General features: G+C 60.8%; 20 protein-coding genes. 10 read left to right on the forward strand and 10 right to left on the reverse strand.

The window, feature by feature from the left end:
* Position 1: 1 nt before the first annotated feature.
* Positions 2–1,312 (reverse strand): thymidine phosphorylase, encoded by a 1,311-nt coding sequence (locus V1471_RS09885; RefSeq protein WP_434290919.1) that lies wholly within the window; start codon positions 1,310–1,312, stop codon positions 2–4.
* Positions 1,312–1,701, reverse strand: coding sequence for a cytidine deaminase (locus tag V1471_RS09890; RefSeq protein ID WP_434290921.1), 390 nt, complete (start codon positions 1,699–1,701; stop codon positions 1,312–1,314). Before V1471_RS09890 ends, V1471_RS09885 begins: the two co-directional genes overlap by 1 nt.
* Positions 1,702–2,017: 316 nt before the next feature.
* Here V1471_RS09890 and V1471_RS09895 point away from each other — a divergent pair, with 316 nt between their 5' ends.
* From V1471_RS09895 to V1471_RS09910, 4 genes are all read left to right on the forward strand, one after another.
* Positions 2,018–4,300, forward strand: a complete 2,283-nt coding sequence (locus tag V1471_RS09895; RefSeq protein ID WP_434288409.1) for an NADP-dependent malic enzyme — start codon at positions 2,018–2,020, stop codon at positions 4,298–4,300.
* A gap of 283 nt (positions 4,301–4,583) precedes the next feature.
* Positions 4,584–6,476 (forward strand): AMP-binding protein, encoded by a 1,893-nt coding sequence (locus V1471_RS09900; protein ID WP_434288410.1) that lies wholly within the window; start codon positions 4,584–4,586, stop codon positions 6,474–6,476.
* 138 nt (positions 6,477–6,614) lie between these two features.
* Positions 6,615–8,243, forward strand: a complete 1,629-nt coding sequence (locus tag V1471_RS09905; protein ID WP_434288412.1) for a hybrid sensor histidine kinase/response regulator — start codon at positions 6,615–6,617, stop codon at positions 8,241–8,243.
* On the forward strand, positions 8,215–9,630 hold the full coding sequence (locus tag V1471_RS09910) for a sigma-54-dependent transcriptional regulator (RefSeq protein WP_434288414.1): 1,416 nt from the start codon (positions 8,215–8,217) through the stop codon (positions 9,628–9,630). Before V1471_RS09905 ends, V1471_RS09910 begins: the two co-directional genes overlap by 29 nt.
* Before the next feature lie 21 nt (positions 9,631–9,651).
* On the opposite strand, the gene V1471_RS09915 is transcribed toward V1471_RS09910, so the two are convergent.
* On the reverse strand, positions 9,652–10,434 hold the full coding sequence (locus V1471_RS09915) for an NAD kinase (RefSeq protein WP_434288415.1): 783 nt from the start codon (positions 10,432–10,434) through the stop codon (positions 9,652–9,654).
* A gap of 256 nt (positions 10,435–10,690) precedes the next feature.
* Here V1471_RS09915 and glyA point away from each other — a divergent pair, with 256 nt between their 5' ends.
* On the forward strand, positions 10,691–11,986 hold the full coding sequence (glyA, locus tag V1471_RS09920) for a serine hydroxymethyltransferase (RefSeq protein WP_434288417.1): 1,296 nt from the start codon (positions 10,691–10,693) through the stop codon (positions 11,984–11,986).
* Between the two features lie 88 nt (positions 11,987–12,074).
* Here glyA and V1471_RS09925 read toward each other — a convergent pair whose 3' ends face one another.
* Positions 12,075–13,265 (reverse strand): hypothetical protein, encoded by a 1,191-nt coding sequence (locus tag V1471_RS09925; protein ID WP_434288419.1) that lies wholly within the window; start codon positions 13,263–13,265, stop codon positions 12,075–12,077.
* A 177-nt stretch (positions 13,266–13,442) separates the two neighbouring features.
* Between V1471_RS09925 and lepA the strand changes: the two genes are divergently transcribed.
* Positions 13,443–15,242 carry a translation elongation factor 4 gene (lepA, locus tag V1471_RS09930; RefSeq protein WP_434288420.1) on the forward strand — a complete coding sequence of 600 codons (1,800 nt, stop codon included), beginning with the start codon at positions 13,443–13,445 and terminating at the stop codon, positions 15,240–15,242.
* 88 nt (positions 15,243–15,330) lie between these two features.
* Here the strand turns inward: lepA and V1471_RS09935 are convergent, their stop codons facing one another.
* The 4 genes from V1471_RS09935 to V1471_RS09950 form a co-directional block, all read right to left on the reverse strand.
* Positions 15,331–15,927 (reverse strand): Fic family protein, encoded by a 597-nt coding sequence (locus tag V1471_RS09935; protein WP_434288421.1) that lies wholly within the window; start codon positions 15,925–15,927, stop codon positions 15,331–15,333.
* A gap of 54 nt (positions 15,928–15,981) precedes the next feature.
* Positions 15,982–16,188, reverse strand: a complete 207-nt coding sequence (locus tag V1471_RS09940; RefSeq protein ID WP_434288423.1) for a hypothetical protein — start codon at positions 16,186–16,188, stop codon at positions 15,982–15,984.
* A gap of 365 nt (positions 16,189–16,553) precedes the next feature.
* Positions 16,554–16,691 carry an entericidin A/B family lipoprotein gene (locus V1471_RS09945; RefSeq protein ID WP_066710510.1) on the reverse strand — a complete coding sequence of 46 codons (138 nt, stop codon included), beginning with the start codon at positions 16,689–16,691 and terminating at the stop codon, positions 16,554–16,556.
* A 60-nt stretch (positions 16,692–16,751) separates the two neighbouring features.
* A complete protein-coding gene (locus V1471_RS09950) occupies positions 16,752–16,889 on the reverse strand; it encodes an entericidin A/B family lipoprotein (protein WP_066710507.1) in 138 nt (45 codons plus the stop codon).
* Between the two features lie 234 nt (positions 16,890–17,123).
* On the opposite strand from V1471_RS09950, the gene V1471_RS09955 reads away from it, so the two are divergent.
* Entirely contained in the window at positions 17,124–17,312 is a 189-nt protein-coding gene (locus tag V1471_RS09955) for a CTP synthetase (RefSeq protein WP_434288425.1), read from the forward strand.
* Between the two features lie 3 nt (positions 17,313–17,315).
* Here V1471_RS09955 and V1471_RS09960 read toward each other — a convergent pair whose 3' ends face one another.
* A complete protein-coding gene (locus tag V1471_RS09960) occupies positions 17,316–18,098 on the reverse strand; it encodes an alpha/beta fold hydrolase (RefSeq protein WP_434288426.1) in 783 nt (260 codons plus the stop codon).
* A 64-nt stretch (positions 18,099–18,162) separates the two neighbouring features.
* On the opposite strand from V1471_RS09960, the gene V1471_RS09965 reads away from it, so the two are divergent.
* From V1471_RS09965 to V1471_RS09975, 3 genes are all read left to right on the forward strand, one after another.
* On the forward strand, positions 18,163–18,522 hold the full coding sequence (locus V1471_RS09965; protein ID WP_434288428.1) for a hypothetical protein: 360 nt from the start codon (positions 18,163–18,165) through the stop codon (positions 18,520–18,522).
* A 179-nt stretch (positions 18,523–18,701) separates the two neighbouring features.
* The gene (locus V1471_RS09970) at positions 18,702–19,019 is read left to right on the forward strand and encodes a hypothetical protein (protein WP_066710499.1); all 318 of its coding nucleotides are present in this window, start codon (positions 18,702–18,704) and stop codon (positions 19,017–19,019) included.
* A gap of 6 nt (positions 19,020–19,025) precedes the next feature.
* Complete coding sequence (locus V1471_RS09975; protein ID WP_434288429.1) at positions 19,026–19,763, forward strand: DUF4336 domain-containing protein; 738 nt, start codon at positions 19,026–19,028, stop codon at positions 19,761–19,763.
* On the opposite strand, the gene V1471_RS09980 is transcribed toward V1471_RS09975, so the two are convergent.
* Positions 19,753–20,205 (reverse strand): low molecular weight protein-tyrosine-phosphatase, encoded by a 453-nt coding sequence (locus tag V1471_RS09980; RefSeq protein ID WP_434288430.1) that lies wholly within the window; start codon positions 20,203–20,205, stop codon positions 19,753–19,755. The two genes, V1471_RS09975 and V1471_RS09980, sit on opposite strands and share 11 nt — an antisense overlap.
* Positions 20,206–20,230: the final 25 nt, after the last annotated feature.

A 20,230-nucleotide genomic window follows, 5' to 3' on the forward strand; every position in this document is an offset into this window, starting at 1 on the left:
CTTATCCCGTCACCTTCTCATACACCAAAGGCGGCTCCACCGGGGTCTCCTGCCCCAGACGGATCGCCGCCCGGATCGCGGCCTCCGCCCGATCCGCATCCTCGACAGACCGCGCATGGATCGTCGCGATCAGGCTGTCTTCATCGAGATATTCCCCGATCATGCAGACATTGGAAAGCCCCACCGCCGGGTCGATCTTCTCCCCGCCTTTCAGACGCCCGCCGCCCAGATGCACCACGGCCATACCCAAGGCATGCCCATCCATCTGCGCCGCATAGCCCGGCGCCTCCGCCACGACATCGCGCACAACAGGTGCCGACGGCAGGCGATCGCGCCAATGATCGACGAAATCCGCAGGCCCGCCGAGTTCGGTGATCATCCGCCCGAAGCGCTCGGCGGCAGACCCATCGGTCAGCGTGTCGCGCACCGCCCATGTCGCCTGATCAATGTCGTCCGACAGCCCGCACAGCACCATCAACTCGCCACCCAGCGCACAGGTCGCATCGCAGAGGATGTTGTCCACCTCGCCGTTGGTCAGCGCCTCCATCACCACCATGACCTCAAGCGCATTGCCCAAAGACGGGCACAAAGGCTGGTTCATATCGGTGATCAGCGCGGAGGTTTTGCACCCCGCGCCGTTGGCCGTGGTCACAAGGCTCTGCGCCAGAGCGCGGGCGTCTTCCGCCGTTTTCATGAACGCGCCGGAGCCGCATTTGACATCGAGCACCAAGGCCTCAAGCCCGGCTGCGAGTTTCTTCGACAGGATCGAGGCGGTGATCAGGTCGATGCTTTCGACCGTCCCAGTGACGTCGCGGATCGCATAAAGCCGTTTGTCGGCAGGGGCGATGGAGCCGGTGGCCGAGACGATGGCGCAGCCGACCTGTTCGACGATTTCGTGAAACCGCGCGTCGGTGACTTCGGTTTTGAGCCCCGGAATGGCTTCGAGCTTGTCGAGCGTGCCGCCCGTGTGCCCGAGGCCCCGCCCCGAGACCATCGGCACATAGGCGCCAAGCGCAGCCAAAGCCGGGGCAAGCAAAAGCGAGACACAATCGCCCACGCCGCCGGTCGAATGTTTGTCGATCGCGGGCGCAGGCAGGTCCCAGTGCATCACCTCGCCGCTGTCGCGCATCGCCAGCGTCCAGGCCACGCGCTCCGCATCCGCCATGCCGTTCAAAAGCGCCGCCATGGCAAAGGCCCCGGCCTGCGCATCTGTCACGGCACCCGAGGCCAGCCCTTGCGCGAACAGCGTCAGCTCCGCCTCGTTGAGCGGTTGATGATCGCGCAGTTTCTCGATGATCTGACGCGCGTCCATCATTCGGCCATATGATCCGGGGTGAATGCGCCCGGCAACAGCTCCCCCACCGTCATGGTCAATTCCTTGCCCGTGCGCGACATCATCGTCACCTTCACATCCGGCCCCGCAAATTCGCGGATCTTCTGGCGGCACCCGCCACAGGGCGGCACGGGATCGTCGCTGTCGCCGATCACCGCCACTTCGGCAATCTCCGTCTCTCCGCCCAGAACCATGGCCGCAATGGCCCCGGCCTCGGCGCAGGTGCCTTCCGGATAGGCCGCATTCTCGACATTCACCCCGGTATAGATCGCACCCGAAGCGGTCCGGATCGCGGCCCCCACCCGGAAGTTGGAATAAGGCACATAGGCCTTGGGCTGCGCCTTGGCGGCTTCCTCGAGAAGAGACAGGGGACCAGACATGGAACACCTCATTTTTGACGGTTTGGTCAAGACTGCGCCGGGGCGAAAGCGGATGCAAGCAAGATGCGCCGGGATCTCGACAATCCGCACCCTTGCGGCGGGCGCACGGCGCGTTTGTGCACAGAACCGGCAAAGATTTGCCCGAATACCGGCTTGCTCTGCAAGATTGCCGCCATTCTCCCCTTGCGCGCCGCCCCTTCCGGGGCGTAGAGGCAAGGTAAACCGGGATGTGACGTCAGGTCGCAGATTTAGTTCAGCACTAAACTACCTGCCGGATGCGCCCGCAAGCAACAGGGAGAGCCCCATGCCGACGGAAAGCCGCACGACCAACCTGAAGCAGGCCGCATTGGATTACCACGAGTTCCCGAAGCCCGGGAAGCTTGAGATCCGCGCCACCAAACCGATGGCCAACGGCCGCGATCTGGCTCGCGCCTATAGCCCCGGCGTGGCCGAGGCCTGCCTTGAAATCAAGGACGATCCGGCCAATGCCTCGCGGTTTACCGCGCGCGGCAACCTCGTCGCCGTGGTCACCAACGGCACCGCCGTTCTGGGCCTCGGCAACATCGGAGCCGCCGCCTCGAAACCGGTGATGGAGGGCAAGGCCGTGCTCTTCAAGAAATTCGCCAACATCGATTGTTTCGACATCGAAGTGAACGAAAGCGACCCGGTGAAACTGGCCGAAATCGTCTGCTCGCTGGAGCCGACCTTCGGCGCGATCAACCTCGAAGACATCAAAGCGCCGGATTGCTTTATCGTTGAACAACTCTGTCGCGAGAAGATGAACATCCCCGTGTTCCACGACGATCAGCACGGCACGGCCATCGTTGTCGGCGCGGCTGCGACCAACGCGATGCAAATCTCCGGCAAGAAATTCGAAGACATCAAGGTGGTCTCCACCGGCGGCGGCGCAGCTGGCATCGCCTGCCTCAACATGCTTCTGAAACTCGGGCTCAAACGCGAAAACGTCTGGCTCTGCGACATTGCAGGCCTCGTTTATGAGGGCCGCGAGGAAGAGATGACGCCGCAAAAGGCCGCCTTCGCGCAAAAGACCGACCTGCGCACCCTCGACGAGGTGATCGAAGGTGCGGATATGTTCCTCGGCCTCTCCGGTCCGGGCGTTCTGAAGCCCGAGATGGTCAAGAAGATGGCGAAACAGCCGATCATCTTCGCGCTCGCCAACCCGACGCCGGAGATCATGCCGGATCAGGTGAAAAAGGTCGCCCCCGATGCGATCATCGCCACGGGCCGCTCGGATTATCCGAACCAGGTCAACAACGTGCTCTGTTTCCCCTTCATTTTCCGCGGTGCGCTCGACGTCGGCGCGACCGAGATCAACGATGCGATGCAGCTGGGCTGTATCGAAGGGATCGCGGCGCTGGCCCGCGCCACGACAAGTGCGGAGGCCGCCGCCGCCTATCAGGATGAGCGCATGGAATTCGGCGCGGATTACCTGATCCCGAAACCCTTCGATCCGCGCCTCATGGGCGTGGTCGCCTCCGCCGTGGCCAAGGCCGCGATGGAAAGCGGGGTTGCCACCAAACCCGTCGCCGACATGAAGGCCTATAAGGACGCGCTCGACGGGTCTGTGTTCAAATCCGCGCTGATCATGCGCCCGGTCTTTGCCGCCGCCTCCCATGCCGAGCGCCGCATTGCCTTTGCCGAGGGCGAGGACGAACGCGTGCTGCGCGCCGCGCAAGGCATGATCGAGGAAACCACCGACAAGCCGATCCTGATCGGTCGCCCGGAGGTCATCGCCATGCGGGCCGAACGCGCGGGTGTCAAAATCCGTCCCGGCATCGATTTCGAGGTGGTGAACCCGGAAAACGACAGCCGCTACAAGCAATACTGGCAGGCCTATTACAACATCATGGCGCGCAAAGGGATCACACCGGATCTCGCCAAGGCGATCATGCGCACCAACACCACGGCCATCGGCGCCATCATGGTGCAACAGGATCACGCCGACAGCATGATCTGCGGCACCTTCGGTCAGTACCTGTGGCACCTCAACTACGTGACCCAGATTCTCGGCACCAAGGAACATCAGCCGATCGGCGCGCTGTCGCTGATGATCCTCGAAGACGGGCCGCTGTTCATCTCCGACACCCATGTCCACACCGAGCCGACCCCGAAACAGATCGCCGAAACCGTAATCGCCACCGCCCGCCATGTGCGCCGTTTCGGCATCGAGCCGAACATCGCGCTTTGTTCGCACTCCGAATTCGGCAACCTCAACTGCATGACCGGGCGGCATATGCGTGAGGCCATGGAGATCCTCGACAGCGAGCCGCGTGACTTTGCCTATGAGGGCGAAATGCATATCGACAGTGCGCTCACCCCCGATCTGCGCGACCGCAATTTCCCGCACTCGCGCCTTCAGGGCCCGGCCAATGCGCTGGTCTTCGCCATCGCGGATGCGGCTTCCGGCGTGCGCAACATTCTCAAGACCAAGGGCGGCGGGCTCGAAGTCGGTCCGCTCCTGATGGGCATGGCCAACCGGGCGCATATCGTGACGCCCTCGATCACCTCGCGCGGTTTGCTCAACATGTCCGCCATCGCAGGCACGCCGGTGGCGCATTACGGCTGAGCGGCCAACCCTCTGAAATCACGGCCCTCGCAGGAAACTGCGGGGGCCTTTTCGTTTGCAACACCCGAATAAAACAACAAAGTTTGCAAACTACATTTTTGAATTTGTTTGCGAAATTTATATAAACATTCACAACCGCGTCTGATAACAAGACTACCGAGCGGGCCAGCCCCCGCGCGTTTGACCCCGCGTCACCCCATAAGTAAATTCGCAAATTTGCCGAAACCTATGCGGTGTTACGGGTCAAGCCATTGACGCCAGACCAGCGAGGAGGACGCAGCGAGTGGCATACAAAGACGTTTACGACGCCTGGAAAGCGGATCCGGAGAAATTCTGGATGGAGGCCGCAGAAGAGGTTCACTGGTACAAGAAACCCTCGAAGGCGCTTTTCGACGACAAGGCCCCGATCTACGAGTGGTTCTCCGACGGGTTGACCAACACCTGCTACAACGCGGTGGACCGCCATGTGGAAGCCGGGCGCGGCGACGAGCTGGCGATCATGCACGAAAGCCCGATCACCCACGCGACCAAGGGCATCACCTACAAGGATCTGCAAAAACGCGTCTCTTCGCTCGCCGGTGCGCTCAAGATGCGCGGTGTCGAAAAGGGCGACCGCGTCATCATCTACATGCCGATGATCCCGGAGGCGCTCGAGGCCATGCTGGCCTGTGCCCGGATCGGCGCGATCCACTCCGTGGTGTTCGGGGGCTTTGCCGCCCATGAACTCGCCGTGCGCATCGACGACTGCACGCCCAAGGCGATCATCGCCGCGTCGAGCGGTCTCGAACCGAACCGCGTGGTGCATTACAAACCGCTTCTGGATCAGGCCATCGACATGGCCGAGCACAAGCCCGAGTTCTGCGTGATCTTCCAGCGTGAACAAGAGGTTGCCAAACTGATCGAGGGCCGCGACTTCAACTGGCACGGCTTCCAGTACGGCGTGAAACCGGCGGAATGCGTGCCGGTCGAGGGCAACCACCCGGCCTATATCCTCTATACCTCCGGCACCACCGGCGCGCCGAAAGGCGTGGTACGCTCCACCGGCGGCCATCTCGTGGCGCTGAACTGGACGATGAAGAACATCTACAACATCGACGTCGGCGACCGGTTCTGGGCCGCCTCCGACGTGGGTTGGGTCGTGGGCCACAGCTACATCTGCTACGCGCCGCTGATCAAGGGCGCGCAGACCATCGTGTTCGAGGGCAAACCCGTCGGCACGCCGCATGCCGGTGTGTTCTGGCGCATCATCCAGAACCAGCGCGTGAAGTCTTTCTTCACCGCCCCGACCGCGCTCCGCGCGATCAAGCGCGAGGACCCGAACGGCGAGTTCATCAAGCGCTACAAGCTGCACGATTTGCAGGCGATCTTCCTCGCGGGCGAACGTGCCGACCCGGACACGATCAAATGGGCGCAGGAAAAATTCGGCGTGCCGGTGATCGACCACTGGTGGCAGACCGAAACCGGCTGGGCGATTGCCGCGAACCCGCTGGGGATCGAGGAGCTTCCGGTCAAGATCGGCTCGCCCTCCGTCGCCATGCCGGGCTACGACATCGACATTCTCGACGAGGCCGGTCATCCGGTTGCCCCCGGTGAACTCGGCGCCATCGCGATCAAGCTGCCGCTGCCCCCGGGGACGCTGCAAACGCTGTGGAATGCCGAAGATCGCTATCGGAAAAGCTATCTCACCACCTTCCCGGGCTATTACGAGACGGGGGATGCGGGCATCAAGGATGAGGACGGCTATGTCTACATCATGGCCCGCACCGATGACGTCATCAACGTCGCCGGGCACCGTCTCTCGACCGGCGCGATGGAAGAGGTTCTGTCGAACCATCCCGATGTCGCCGAATGTGCGGTGATCGGTGTGGCCGACGAGCTCAAGGGCCAGATGCCGCTCGGCTTCCTGTGCCTGAACGCGGGCTGTACGCGCGATCACGCAGACATCGTCAAGGAGGTCGTGCGCGACGTCCGCAACGAGATCGGCCCGGTCGCGGCCTTCAAGCTCGCCTGCGTCGTCGACCGTCTGCCGAAAACCCGCTCGGGCAAGATCCTGCGCGGCACCATGGTGAAAATCGCCGACAGCCAGCCGTTCAAAATGCCCGCGACAATCGACGACCCGGCCATTCTGGACGAGATTAAGGTGGCGCTTCAGGGGCTTGGCTATGCAAAAGAGTAAGTTTTAATCAAAAAGCTCTGTTCCTCGGCGCAAGGTTGGTTAAGAATTTATAAACAACCGATGCACCGGGCATGAAACGCGGCCCAGTCGGCCGCGTTTTTGTCGCTTATGTAGGGACCATTCTTTAAGGGGTCAGACTTGAAACAAAGCGATCTGCAAAGCTACTCTCTTCTCATCGAAGACGCAGGACGCCTTTCGCTGCTCGCTCATGACATCCGCGCCACCTATTCCGAACTGCAAACCGCGCTCAACACCTTGGGCGAAAGCGCCCAAGTCTCCCCCACCCTCCGCGAGGAACTGAGCCGCCTGTCCCACGCCGGGGCACATCTCGGACGGCTTCTCGACGAGGTGTCCGGTGCCCTGTTCCACAACCATCAGGACCGCCCCTACCCCACCCTCATCAGCACCCCGCGCCGCAGCCTCGCCGGTCTCGTGCAGCGCTGGCGCGGCATCACCGAACAGCTCGGCTCGCATCTCTTGCTCCATGGCGAAGCGCATATGCCGGAAACCGCCGCCTTCGATATGCTCTCCTTCGAACGCGCGCTCTCCAATCTGGTCTCCAACGCCCTGCATCATGCCGGTCCCGGTCCGATCTCCATCGACATCTCCCGCTCCGGTCAGGGCCCGCGCGAAGAATTGCTGGTGCGCATTCGCGACGCCGGTCCCGGTTTTCCCGCCGAGGTGCTCGCCAGCGTCGGACCCAAACCGCTGCCCATCGGCTCCGGCGAACCCGGCTCCGGTTTCGGGCTTCGGATCGCCTGCGAAGCCACCCGCCAGCTCGGCGGCCAGCTCACCCTGCACAACCCGCCCGACGGCGGCGCCGAAGCCTGCCTCAGCCTGCCCCTCGCCGAACTTGCCCTGCCCACCGAATCTGGCAGGGACCTGATCCCGGCGCTGCCCTCCGGTCTGACCGCGCTCCTCGTCGAGGACAGCGCCGCCCTGCGCCTGCATCTGCGACACACTCTCGAAGCCTTCGGCCTCCGTGTCGTCGAGGCCCCGGACGGCGCCGCCGCCCTGCATCTCCTGAGCACGCGCAACAGCGACTTCGACATCGTCTTCCTCGACATCGAACTGCCGCTTCTGTCGGGCCATCAGGTGCTCTCGCTTCTGCGCAGTCGCGACATCCCGGTGCCGCCGGTGATCGCCGTCACCTCGCATGTGTTCGACGACAATATCCTCTCCATCCGCAACAGCGGCGCCGATGCGGTGCTCTGCAAACCCGTTTCCTCGCGCAAGGACATCGTCAACAGCCTCCTGCACGCCCTGCACCTGAAAAGCGACCATCCCGCGCACGCCCTGTCCGCGTCCCGCCACCAACCGCAGAGCGACGCGTTGAACGCGCCGCTCACGCACGGACAGGGTGCCGCCGGGGACAGACCGGACACCACCGAGGCCTGCCTGCGTAAAATGGTGCGGCATCTTCCCGAGGACACGCGGCAAAAGCTGCTTCGTCAGGTGGCCGCGGATCTGGATCAGTATCTCGAAGCCGCCTTTGCCGCCGCCCGCGCCGCTGTCGGCGCAGGCCCCCGCGCCGAGCTGTCCCGCTGCACCCATACCCTGTCAGGGTTGTTCGCCTCGGCCTGTCACGAAGACGCCCGGCAAATCGCCCACGCTCTTTCCGAGCGGGCCACCACGGCGGGACGTACGGAAATTATTGCGGTCCTCGGCCAACTCAGACAAACTGTCCTGAATATTAAGACTGCAATTCATTCCATCATAGATAGCGAAACACACGAGCATGTCACGAAAACCCATTCTGATCGTTGACGATGTCGAGACCCATCTGGCCCTGTTTTCCGCCACGCTCGAAGCGGCGGATTACCGGGTCATCACGGCCCGCAACCGGATCGAAGCCCGAGAGAAAGCTCTCGCTCACCATCCGGAACTGGCGCTGATCGACATTGTCCTCCCCGATGGCAACGGCATCGACCTGATCGCCGAGCTGAAAACCCATTTGCCCGCGCTCAAACCGATTGCCGTCACCGCCTTCGCCTCCGTCGACCGTGCCGTCACCGCGATGCGCAGCGGCGCAATCGACTTTCTGGTGAAACCGCTCGATCCAGAGCAATTGCTGCTGACCATCGCCAATGCCGAAAGCGGGCGCAGCATCGGCCAGCAGGACCACGATCTGCGCGGGGACAGCACCGCCTTCGACGGCCATATCGGCTCGTCCGAGGTGATGCGCGACGTGTTCGACACGATCAACGCCGTCGCAGGCGCCGCCGCCCCGGTGTTCATCACCGGCGAAAGCGGCACCGGCAAGGTCCGCGCCGCCGAAACCATTCACGCCCGCTCCGGCTTTCAGAACGGCAACTTTATCAAGCTCGACTGTTCCACCGCCGCTCCCGACCGGATCGAGGCCGAGCTGATCGGCGAGATCCTCCAGATCGACGGCAGGCCGGACGGCCGGACCGATGGCGAGGACAAGCCCGGCGCCGTCGAGCGGGCCCGGAACGGCACGCTCCTGCTCGACGAGATCTGCGCCCTCTCCCTGCCGATGCAGGCCCGGCTTCTGGGCATCCTGCAAAGCGGCTCGGTCACACCTCTGGGCGGTCTCACCCCCCGGCCCGTGAACTTTCGCCTGATCTGCACCTCCACCACCGATCCCCGTGCCGAAGTGACCGCCGGTCGCTTCCGCGCCGATCTGTTCTACCGGCTGAACGTGGTGCATCTGCATCTGCCGCCGCTCCGCGGCCGTGGCATGGATGTGGTGGAGATTGCCGAGACCGAACTCGACCGGCTCTGTGCCCGTGAAGGCCGCCCCTTCCGCATGCTCTCGACCGGCGTGAAGGCGATTTTCCTCGACCACAACTGGCCCGGCAACCTGCGCGAGCTGATGAACGTGTTGTGGAACATCGCCATCCTGCATGACGGTCCGGTGGTCGAAATCGCCGACCTGCCGCCCTATCTGCGCAATCCGCATACGCCAGAGGACGGCTCGCAAAGCCCGACCCCCACCTTTACCCCCGCGCGCCTCAATCCGTTCGACGGCCAGACCCTGGCCGAAATCGAACGCCGGGCCATCGAGCACGCGATCCAGAAAGAGGGCGGCTCGATCCCTGCCGCGGCGCGCGCACTCGGGGTCTCGCCCTCGACGCTCTACCGCAAGCTCGATGGCTGGGGCAAACCGGTGCGCAGCAAACGCGACTTCTGACCCCGTTCAGACGCGTTGTTCTCACACGAACTGTTCGCGCAGCAACCGCTCTTCGAGCCCGTGACCGGGGTCGAAGAGAATACGGTGTTTGATCTTCGGTTCGGAGGCGATCTCGACCCAAAGCACATTGCCCGCATGGCGGCTGTCGGCATCGGCCATCACCGGGCGTTTTTCGGCCTCCAGCACGTCGAACCGCACCATCGCCGTGCTCGGCAAAAGTGCACCGCGCCAGCGGCGGGGCCGGAACGCCGCCATCGCGGTCAGCGCCAGAACGTCAGACCCGATGGGCAGGATCGGCCCACGCGCGGAATAGTTATAGGCCGTCGACCCCGCGGGCGTCGACACCAGCACCCCGTCGCACACCAGCTCTTCCATCCGGATCTTGCCATCGATCGACACACGCAGCTTGGCCGCCTGTGGCCCCGCCCGCAACAGCGACACCTCGTTGATCGCCAGCGCGCGCTGAACCTTTCCGTCCTCGCCGCCCGCGACCATGGAGAGCGGGTTGATCACCTCTTCCTCTGCCTCGGACAGCCGCCCGACAAGATCGTCCTCGCGAAACTCGTTCATCAAAAACCCGATGGTGCCGCAATTCATGCCATAGACCGGCGTGTCGAGCTGCATCGTCCCGTGCAGCGTCTGCAACATGAACCCGTCGCCGCCCAGCGCCACGATCACATCCGCCTCCTCGACCGGCACCGACGCATAGCGCGCCGTCAGACGCGCCAATGCGGATTGCGCGAGTTGGGCGTCACTGGCGGCAAAGGCGATCTTGACCATCTCGGGGGCCTCTTGAAACGACATGTTTGCGCCCTCAGTAGCAAAGCCCGCCGGGGATTTCACCTGAATTCCTGCGGTGTTGCACGCAAGCCCCCGGCGCTTTGTCCGCACATCCGTCGCCACCGAGACGCACCAAAGGAGGCGGATCGGAAACATCCGCCCCGCTCGGACACACAATCTCCCCCGAATTCATGATGATTATGCACCGACAAAGGGTTTTCCAATGGTCACAGAATGGATAAGAAGCGCGCGACACTCCCATCCTGCCAAGGAGCATAGCATGACGGCCAATGTCCGCGATTCCGGTTTCTTCACCGAGGCCCTCGCCTCCCGCGACCCCGAGCTGTTCGACAGCATCACCAAAGAGCTCGGCCGCCAGCGCCACGAGATCGAGCTGATCGCTTCCGAAAACATCGTCTCCGCCGCCGTGATGGAAGCCCAGGGCTCCGTCCTCACCAACAAATACGCCGAAGGCTATCCGGGCCGTCGCTACTACGGTGGCTGCGAATTCGTCGACATCGCCGAAAACCTCGCCCGTGACCGCGCCAAGGAACTCTTCGACGTCAAATACGTCAACGTCCAGCCGAACTCCGGCTCTCAGGCCAACCAAGGTGTGTACAACGCCCTTCTGCAACCGGGCGACACCATCCTCGGCATGAACCTCGCCTCCGGCGGTCACCTGACCCACGGCGCCTCCGTCAACCAGTCCGGCAAATGGTTCAACGCCATCCAATACGGTGTGCGTCAACAGGATCAGCGCCTCGATTACGATCAGGTCCGCGAACTGGCGCTTGAGCACAAGCCCAAGCTGATCGTCGCCGGTGGCTCCGCCATTCCGCGTCAGATCGACTTTGCGAAATTCCGTGAGATCGCCGATGAAGTCGGCGCGCTTCTGATGGTCGACATGGCCCATTTCGCCGGTCTCGTCGCCGGTGGCGCGCACCCCTCGCCCTTCCCCTATGCCGATGTGGCGACCACCACGACCCACAAGACGCTGCGCGGTCCGCGTGGCGGCATGATCCTGACGAATGACGTCGAGATCGCCAAAAAGGTCAACTCCGCCATCTTCCCCGGCATTCAGGGCGGCCCGCTCATGCATGTCATCGCCGCGAAAGCCGTGGCCTTTGGCGAGGCGCTGCGTCCCGAGTTCAAAACCTACGCAGAACAGGTGGTGAAGAACGCTCAGGCGCTCTCCGACCAGCTCATGAAAGGCGGCCTCGACATCGTCACCGGCGGCACCGACACCCACGTCCTGCTCGTCGACCTGCGCCCCAAAGGCGTGAAGGGCAACGCGACCGAGAAAGCCCTCGAACGCGCCCACATCACCTGCAACAAAAACGGCATCCCGTTCGACCCGGAACCGCCGATGGTCACCTCCGGCGTCCGCCTCGGCACGCCCGCTGGCACCACCCGCGGCTTCGGTGAAGCCGAATTCCGCCAGATCGCCGACTGGATCGTCGAAGTGGTCGACGGGCTGGCCGCCAACGGCGAAGAGCACAACGCCGAGGTCGAAGCCAAGGTGAAAGCCGAAGTCGAGGCGCTGTGCGAAAAATTCCCGCTCTACCCGAACCTGTAAGAGTTAGGCGAATGTGAGAGATTTAGAGGGGCCTTCGGGCCCCTTTTTTGTTGGGGGAGACCCGACCTAACTTGAGGCCCATCGAAGACTAGGGGTGATAATCGTTGCGACCTTTCGAGGAACTTGTGCGAAGGCTCTGAATATACCGTGTTGCAGCCTCTGCGACATCGTCAACCGTTTGGAAGATCGTCTCAGAGACGCGGTAATGATCAATCGCATCTTCTGTAATCTTCGTTGCAACGCCCGTTGCGAAGAATGCGGCGGCCCCGGCAATGATGAAATGCTTTTTGATCAAGGCAACGATTTTGGTAACGACACTCTCAATGATCTCCGGGTCTGGTGTCTCATCTTCGCTGTGACGCTTGGCAACTTCCTCCTTGAGAATATCCAACTGCGCGCGAATGAGTTGGATCGTTTCTAAGCGTCTGCTGTGATCTTCAAGGGGCGGTCCGCCATTGTGCGCGTTGCCTTCGAAGATGGGTTCTGAGGCAAGGCGCAGAAGCTCTGCTTCAAGCGCTTCGATCTTTCCCTCAAGGCTACGAGCGTTTTTGATCTTTTCGATTTCTTCGGCCACCGCCTTGGGGCCATCTTCCCAAAATTGATCCTCGATCAGTGCAATCTCATGCCACAATTCCCAATCCGGCACGCGGCTTGTGAGCAACCCATCATACCAGTCGACCCAAAACGTCATCGAGGGGTCGCTTTGCCATTCTGCGCGAAGGCCTTCCCAGTTTGCTTTGATGGCGTCAGGTCTTTCGATGGTGCCCCAAAGTGGGCGAGTGGAGATGCCGGAGATGCCGAAGGCTTCAAGGCTTGCTGCCAAGTCAAAACTGGCGGAGTGGGCGGAGCGGGCCGCGGCGGAGAGGGTGGCGGAGCGGGCGGCGGAGAGGGTGGCGGAGCGGGCGGCGGAGCGGGCGGAGCGGGCGGCGGCGGAGTCGGCGGCGGAGCGGGCGGAGAGGGCGGCGGCGGCGGCGGAGCGGGCGGAGCGGGCGGCGGCGGCGGAGCGGGCGGAGCGGGCGGAGAGGGCGGCGGAGCGGGCGGAAAACTTTATACCGTTGGTGGTATACACCCCGCGCACCAACGGTATAAGTGTTGCACGCAGAAGAATGAGGTCAAATGAATAACCGGTGAGGTCTTCAGGTCTGCCACCAAAGATGTTTGGAAGGACAAATGCAGCATTCCGAGCGGCAAAAGTGCAATTCACCTCAATACTCTGCTTGTCGCACCACGCATCGACCCATTCCTCGAATTTTTCCTGACTTTCAAATTCACGCGGCATCAAATCCATCCTTGCTATGCGGATCACTGTTCTGCGTCCCCGCTGTGATTGCAAGTCCGACGCGCAGGGGAGGGCGCGAAATATGCCTCCTAGGCTCTGCCTTCTGCAATCGGTCTAGACATTCCCCCCCTTTCCCCGCATAGAACTCAGCCAAACCTTCATCCGCTGAGGCCTCTCATGACCGAGCTGAAAAACATCCGCAATTTCTCCATCGTGGCCCATATCGACCACGGGAAATCGACCCTTGCCGACCGGCTGATCCAGCTCACCGGCACCGTGGCCGAGCGCGACATGAAACAGCAGATGCTCGACGCCATGGACATCGAACGTGAGCGTGGCATCACGATCAAGGCCAACTCCGTGCGGATCGAATATCCCGCCAAGGATGGCCAGACCTATATCCTCAACCTGATCGACACCCCCGGCCACGTCGACTTTGCCTATGAGGTCAGCCGCTCGATGCAGGCCGTCGAAGGCTCGCTCCTCGTCGTCGACGCCACCCAAGGCGTCGAGGCGCAGACGCTTGCCAACGTCTATCAGGCCATCGATGCCAACCACGAAATCGTCCCGGTCCTCAACAAGATCGACCTGCCCGCCGCCGAGCCTGAGCGCGTCAAGGAACAGATCGAGGACGTCATCGGCATCGACGCCTCTGAGGCCGTCGAGATTTCCGCCAAAACCGGCCTCGGCATCCCCGACGTTCTGGAGGCCATCGTCCACCGCCTCCCCGCCCCCAAGGGCGACGTCACCGCGCCGCTCAAGGCCATGCTGGTCGACAGCTGGTACGACAGCTACCTCGGCGTCGTCGTCATGATCCGTGTCATCGACGGCACGATCAAGAAGGGCGACCAGATCAAGATGATGCAGACCGGTGCGACCTACAAGATCGACAAGCTCTCGGTCCTCAAACCGCAGATGGTCGACATCGCGGCGCTTGGTCCGGGCGAGATCGGCGTCTTCACCGCCTCGATCAAACAGGTGCGCGACACCAAAGTGGGCGATACCGTCACCCATGACAAGAAACCCTGCGCCGCGCCGCTTCCCGGCTTCAAACCCTCGATCCCCGTGGTGTTCTGCGGGCTCTTTCCGGTCGACGCCAACGATTTCGACGCCCTGCGCGACGCCATCGAGAAACTGCAACTGAACGACGCCTCGTTCAGCTCCGAAATGGAAACCTCCGCCGCACTTGGCTTCGGCTTCCGCTGCGGCTTCCTCGGGCTTTTGCACCTCGAAGTGATCCGCGACCGGTTGGAGCGCGAATACGATCTCGACCTGATCACCACCGCCCCCTCCGTGGTCTATAAAATCCACATGAAGGACGGTTCGGTCGAGGAGCTGCACAACCCCGCCGACATGCCCGATCTGACCTATGTCGACCATATCGAGGAACCCCGCATCAAAGCGACGATCCTCGTGCCCGACGAATATCTCGGCGACGTGCTCAAACTCTGTCAGGACCGCCGCGGCATCCAGCTCGACCTGACCTATGCCGGTCCGCGCGCGATGGTGGTGTATGACCTCCCGCTCAACGAAGTTGTGTTCGACTTCTACGATAGGCTGAAATCGGTAACGAAAGGTTACGCCTCCTTCGATTACCAGTTCACCGAGTATCGCGAGGACAATCTCGTGAAAATGCAGGTGCTGGTGAACGACGAACCGGTCGACGCGCTGTCGATGATGGTCCACCGCGACCGCGCCGAACAACGCGGCCGGGCGATGTGCGAAAAGCTCAAGGAGCTGATCCCCCGCCATATGTTCAAAATCCCGATCCAGGCGGCCATCGGCGGCAAGGTGATCGCCCGCGAAACCCTGTCCGCTCTGCGCAAGGACGTGACCGCAAAATGCTACGGCGGCGACGCCACCCGGAAGAAGAAACTTCTGGAAAAGCAGAAGGCGGGTAAGAAGAAGATGCGCCAGTTCGGGAAAGTGGAAATCCCGCAGGAAGCGTTTATCAACGCGCTTAAGATGGACAGTTAAAAAAAAGGCCCCGCTTAGGCGGGGCTTTTTTTCTGTTCAACTTAGATGTGTTGCTGAATGTGAACTGTGTAAGACTTGTTTAGCGTTATTAAGCATCTTTTAATTGATCGACAAGCAGACCTTGTAGGTATTCATCAAGCTCTGATACGTCGAAGTGCCCTGCTTCCCAAGCATCATCCGCTGCTTTTAAAGCCTTATAGTACGGTTCGCGGTTTTCTCGGATGCGCTCTGGTACAATTTTGCGACCAGGAAGAAGGTCTCCGTATCTCAAGCAAATGATATAATAGCAGGCAGCTCTGGCTGTACGTCCATTGCCCTCAATAAAGGGGTGAATCCAGTTTAGGCGCCAGAGTACATATGCGGCTAGTGTTGTTGGGCCATCTATGATTTCCCAATTTTCGTGGACCAAAGAAAATAGCTGATCCATGTGCCGTTCAACATCACGAAAATGGGGTGGAATGTGGTTCCCGACGTAAATTGGGCCCTCACGATAACGACCTCCGAGCTGACAAATGTTGGATACGGCAGCGTAATTTAGAGCCCAAAGAGTAAATTTATCAAATGCGTCAATACCTTTTTCAAGGCCGATTTCGATGCAGTTTGTAAGAAGATCGTATTGTCGAAGCAGATTCTGTTCTTGAATACGTTCATGTAATATTGGGTGCTCTTTTTCTCTAAGCGCCATAAAAATTTCCCCAAAATGATAAAGAGCCCATCTTTGGATGATGGGCTCAAGTCTTTAAGCACGCAATCTGATACTTTGGCTTGCCTTACGTACACTATCTTTTGTGATTGAGGCGTTCTCCATAGCATTTCCAAACGCAAAGCTTATCCGTTGCTCGTGTAGGATTTCATCAGTGACTTCCTTTTTGCGACTTGCTTCGAGAAGTTTGAGCAGTTCTTCGCTGTCTGCAACTGAGGACAGGAACTGTTTTCGGTCAGCCATTTTCTGTCTCTTTCATGGGCAATTATATTTATTATTTTGTATTGGAGGGCACCACATAATGTGCCTGAGGTGATTTATCCACAAAAAATGGACTGAGTGTGAAATATTTTGGTTGAGATAAAAAAAGAGCATAAATGTGCTGATGCAGCTACATTTAGTTTAAGGCAAAGGCGCTAACTATATTTTCTGTTTGGACTATTTCTAATCCTTTCTGTTCAAAGCGCCCACCCAACCGGGGCAAGCGCTTCCAATTCCACACTCCGCTAAAGCCGTCCAAATCCACGCCCATAAACTGGCGCGCGCAGGTGTGCCCGCGCGTCTGCGGCTGAAAGGCTCCACCGGAGCCTTTCAGAGACGCCGCGGCCTCACATCTCACTCTGCACCTCACGGCTCTCCTGAGAAATCGCAGAGCCCGCCTTGGAAATATCCTGCCCCGCCCCTTCGATGGTCTCACAGGCGGCCAAAGACAACAGCACGGCACCCAAAATCATCACGCGTTTCATGTCACTCTCCTTGCATTGCATTCGAGAGAGTAACGCAGCACGGGCCGTAAGAGTTCCCGCTCACATGCTCGACTGCACGTCGCGGCTGGCGCTCGAGATCGCCTGACCGGCTTTCGAAATGTCCTTGCCCGCGCCTTCGATGGTTTCGCAGGCGGCGAGCGCGCAAAGCGTCAGTCCGATCAACATCACACGTTTCATCTTTGTCTCCCAAGGCGCATGTTCGGGGATTTTGTAGCGACAGAGCGGAGGCGGCTCAACCGTTACCGACACGCCCCTGCGCTCCCTGTCACGCTCGGAACGTGCCCGACAAAAGTCCGACACATGTCAGACGCTTTGCCGACAGGGGATTTGACGCCGATCAAAGCGACATTGTTGAATCACCTTATCTTCACATTCGCGCGAATGAATGCAACGCCATCAAGGACCCAACCAATGAACAGACTCGCCGGCATCCTGTTTTCGCTCATTTCCACAACCCTGATGGGGACCGCTGTCGTGGTCGCCCTGACCATGGGTCAGGACACGCTGAAACCCATTCTTGTCTCCGCCGCCATCGGATTTGTCGCCGCGATTCCAATCACTTGGTACATCGCCAAGAAGATCATGGAAGAATTCGCCTGAGGCTCAGCCCTTCGCGTCCACCGCCTCCATCCAGGCGCGCAACGCCGCCTCGAACTCGCGCGGTTTCTCGGCATGGAGCCAATGGCCCGTGCCGGGGATAGACGCGAATTTTGCATGTGGAAACAAGGCTTTGGAGCGATCCCGGTGGGCGCGTTCGACATAGGTGCTTTCGCCGCCCGAGAGGAAAAACACCGGCCCCCCATAGGTCCCGCTGACCTCCGGAAATCCGACGATCTTCGGCATTTCGGCCTCCAGAACATCGAGATTCAGGAGCCATTTTTTTTCTTTCACCACAAGGCTTTGCAGCAAAAACGCCCGCACGCCCGGGTCCAAAACGTCATGCGCCAACTGCCGGTCGGCATCCGACCGTTTCTCTACCGTCGAGAGGTGGATCTTGCGCATCGCGTCAATCAGAGGTGTGTTGTCGTGACTGTAGGCCACGGGCGAAATATCCGCGACAATCAAGGACTTGATCAATTCCGGTCGGGTGAGCGCCAGCACCATCACCGCCTTGCCGCCCATCGAATGCCCCATGACATGCAGCGGCCCGTGCTCGGCAACAATCGGCTCAAGCACCTCGGCCAGATCGGAGGCCATATCCTCGTAACTCTGGGTCGCAAACCGCGGGCTTTCGCCGTGATTACGTTGATCGACGGAGACAACAAGTCTTTGATCTGAAAGACGTTTCGAGATCACGCCCCAGTTGCGGGCGGAGCCGAACAGGCCATGGACGATCAAAAGGGGCGCGCGGTCGGTCGCTTGACCGGTGAAGACGGTATTGAGCATGCCCCAGAGATAGCGCCTTGGCGCGGCGCGGCAAAGGGCTTAAATCTGCGCCATGGACCATTCCGTGACGCACAGTTCCGAAGAGCTTGCCACGCTGATGCGCGACCGTCTCGGCGTGCGTCTGGGCGAAGGCTTCGAGGCCAAGGTGAAACAGGCCGGTCGCCGCCTGCCCCGCTGGGCGCGCCGGAAATCCGCCGTGATCATCGAAGCGATCGCACTTGAGGCCCACCCGAAACTGGCCCAACAGGTCGACCACAAAAAGGTCGATAAAGCATTCAAGGAATTGAGATATTTCCTTGAGAGACAAGATGTGAAAACCCGACGCAAGAACCGCTTTCTCGATCTGATCGCAAGCATCGCCTTCGCTCTGCTTGTCACCCTCGGGCTGGTGCTCGGCGTCATGATCTGGCGCGGGCTGTTGTAAGGCCCGAGCCGACCTCGGCACGCCCCCGCTCATCTCTGCTGTACGTGAAACTCCGTGATTGCCTCGCGCGACAGACTCAGGCATCTTGTCCCGCATATTCACATCAGCGCAGCCTGCGGCATCCAAGCCAGATCACACCATGATCCCAGACGGGCGCGTATGTTGAGAGAGGCAGAGACATGAAAAAATCCCTTCTGGCATTCGCCGCCATTGCAACCACCGCGACCGCCCTTTTGTCGCCGATCCCGGCCAGTGCCGGTACGATCGAGCGGGCCTGTATGGCCTCCGACCGGGCCGCGAACAACCGCGCGCTGTGCGGCTGCATTCAACAGGTCGCCGACATGACGCTGTCGAACAGCGACCAGCGGCAGGCGGCGAAGTTCTTCAAAGATCCGCAGAAAGCGCAGGACATCCGTCAGTCGGACAACCGCTCGCACGAAGAATTCTGGTTGCGTTACAAAGCCTTCGGCCAGGCCGCCGCGCAATATTGCGGATAAGAAACCTTGAGGAAGAAAGCGCGCGGGCTCTACCTGCCGCTCAATACGCTGAAACCCGTTGCCCCGGAAATCTGGCTCGCTGACGGGCCGCCCGTTGCGTTTTACGGCATGAATTTCCCGACCCGGATGACCGTCATCCGGGTGGCGGGCAAGCTTTGGGTGCATTCTCCGATCGCGCTTGACGAAGCCCTCTTAGGTGAGATGGCCGCTCTCGGCCCCATCGGCTGGCTGATCGCGCCAAATCCGATCCATTACGTCTCTCTGAACGCTTGGGCGAAACGCTTCCCGAAAGCGGAGGTCTATGCCGCGCCCGGCGTGGCAGAACGTGCTAGGAAATTCAACGTCCCGGTGCCGCCGCATGAGGTGCTCACCGACGCGGCCCCCGAAGGCTACGCGAGCGACATTTGCCAGCGTGTGGTCAAAGGTCACAAGTTCCTTCATGAGGTGGTGTTTTTCCACAAAAGTTCGAAAACCCTCATTCTGACCGATCTGATCGAGAATTTCGAAGCGGAAAAGGTTGGAAAAGTGAAAGCTTTCCTGATGCGCTTTGCCGGTATTCTCGCCCCGGACGGCAAGGCCCCGTTGGATATGCGCGCCACGTTCCGCAACAAGGGCAAAGCGCGCGAGGTGATCCGGGAGGTCATCTCATGGCAACCCGAGCGCGTGATCCTGAGCCACGGGCGATGGTATGCCGAGAACGGCACAGAGGAGCTGAAACGCGCCTTTCGCTGGCTCAATTTGTGAGAGAGGCCAAAAGCCCATTTGCCGCCGCCTCGATCAGATTGAGCGCCTCATCGAAATCGCGCGTGTAATAGGGATCGGGCACAGCTCTCTCCCCGGTCTCCGGCGCATAAGACATCATCAGGGTCACAGGCGTCTCAGACCCCGAAGGCCGCAGCCGCTCGATATCGCGCAGGTTCGCCTCATCCATCGCGACGATCAGATCGAAGCCGTCGAAATCCGACGCGGTGATCTGACGCGCCCGCAACGCAGACAGATCATACCCTCGCTTGGACGCCGCCCTCTGCATCGGACCATAAGGCGGCTCGCCGACATGCCAGTTGCCCGTCCCGGCACTGTCCACGATCACCGGATAGCGCGCCGCCTGCGCCTTGGCGGTGAACACCGCCTCAGCCGAGGGCGAACGACAGATATTGCCGAGACAGACGAAGAGGATTTTCTGCATGGGGTCTCCTTTGTACCGCAAAGCT

The sequence above is a fragment of the Celeribacter sp. SCSIO 80788 genome (assembly GCF_051054295.1).
Classification (GTDB): Bacteria; Pseudomonadota; Alphaproteobacteria; order Rhodobacterales; family Rhodobacteraceae; genus Celeribacter.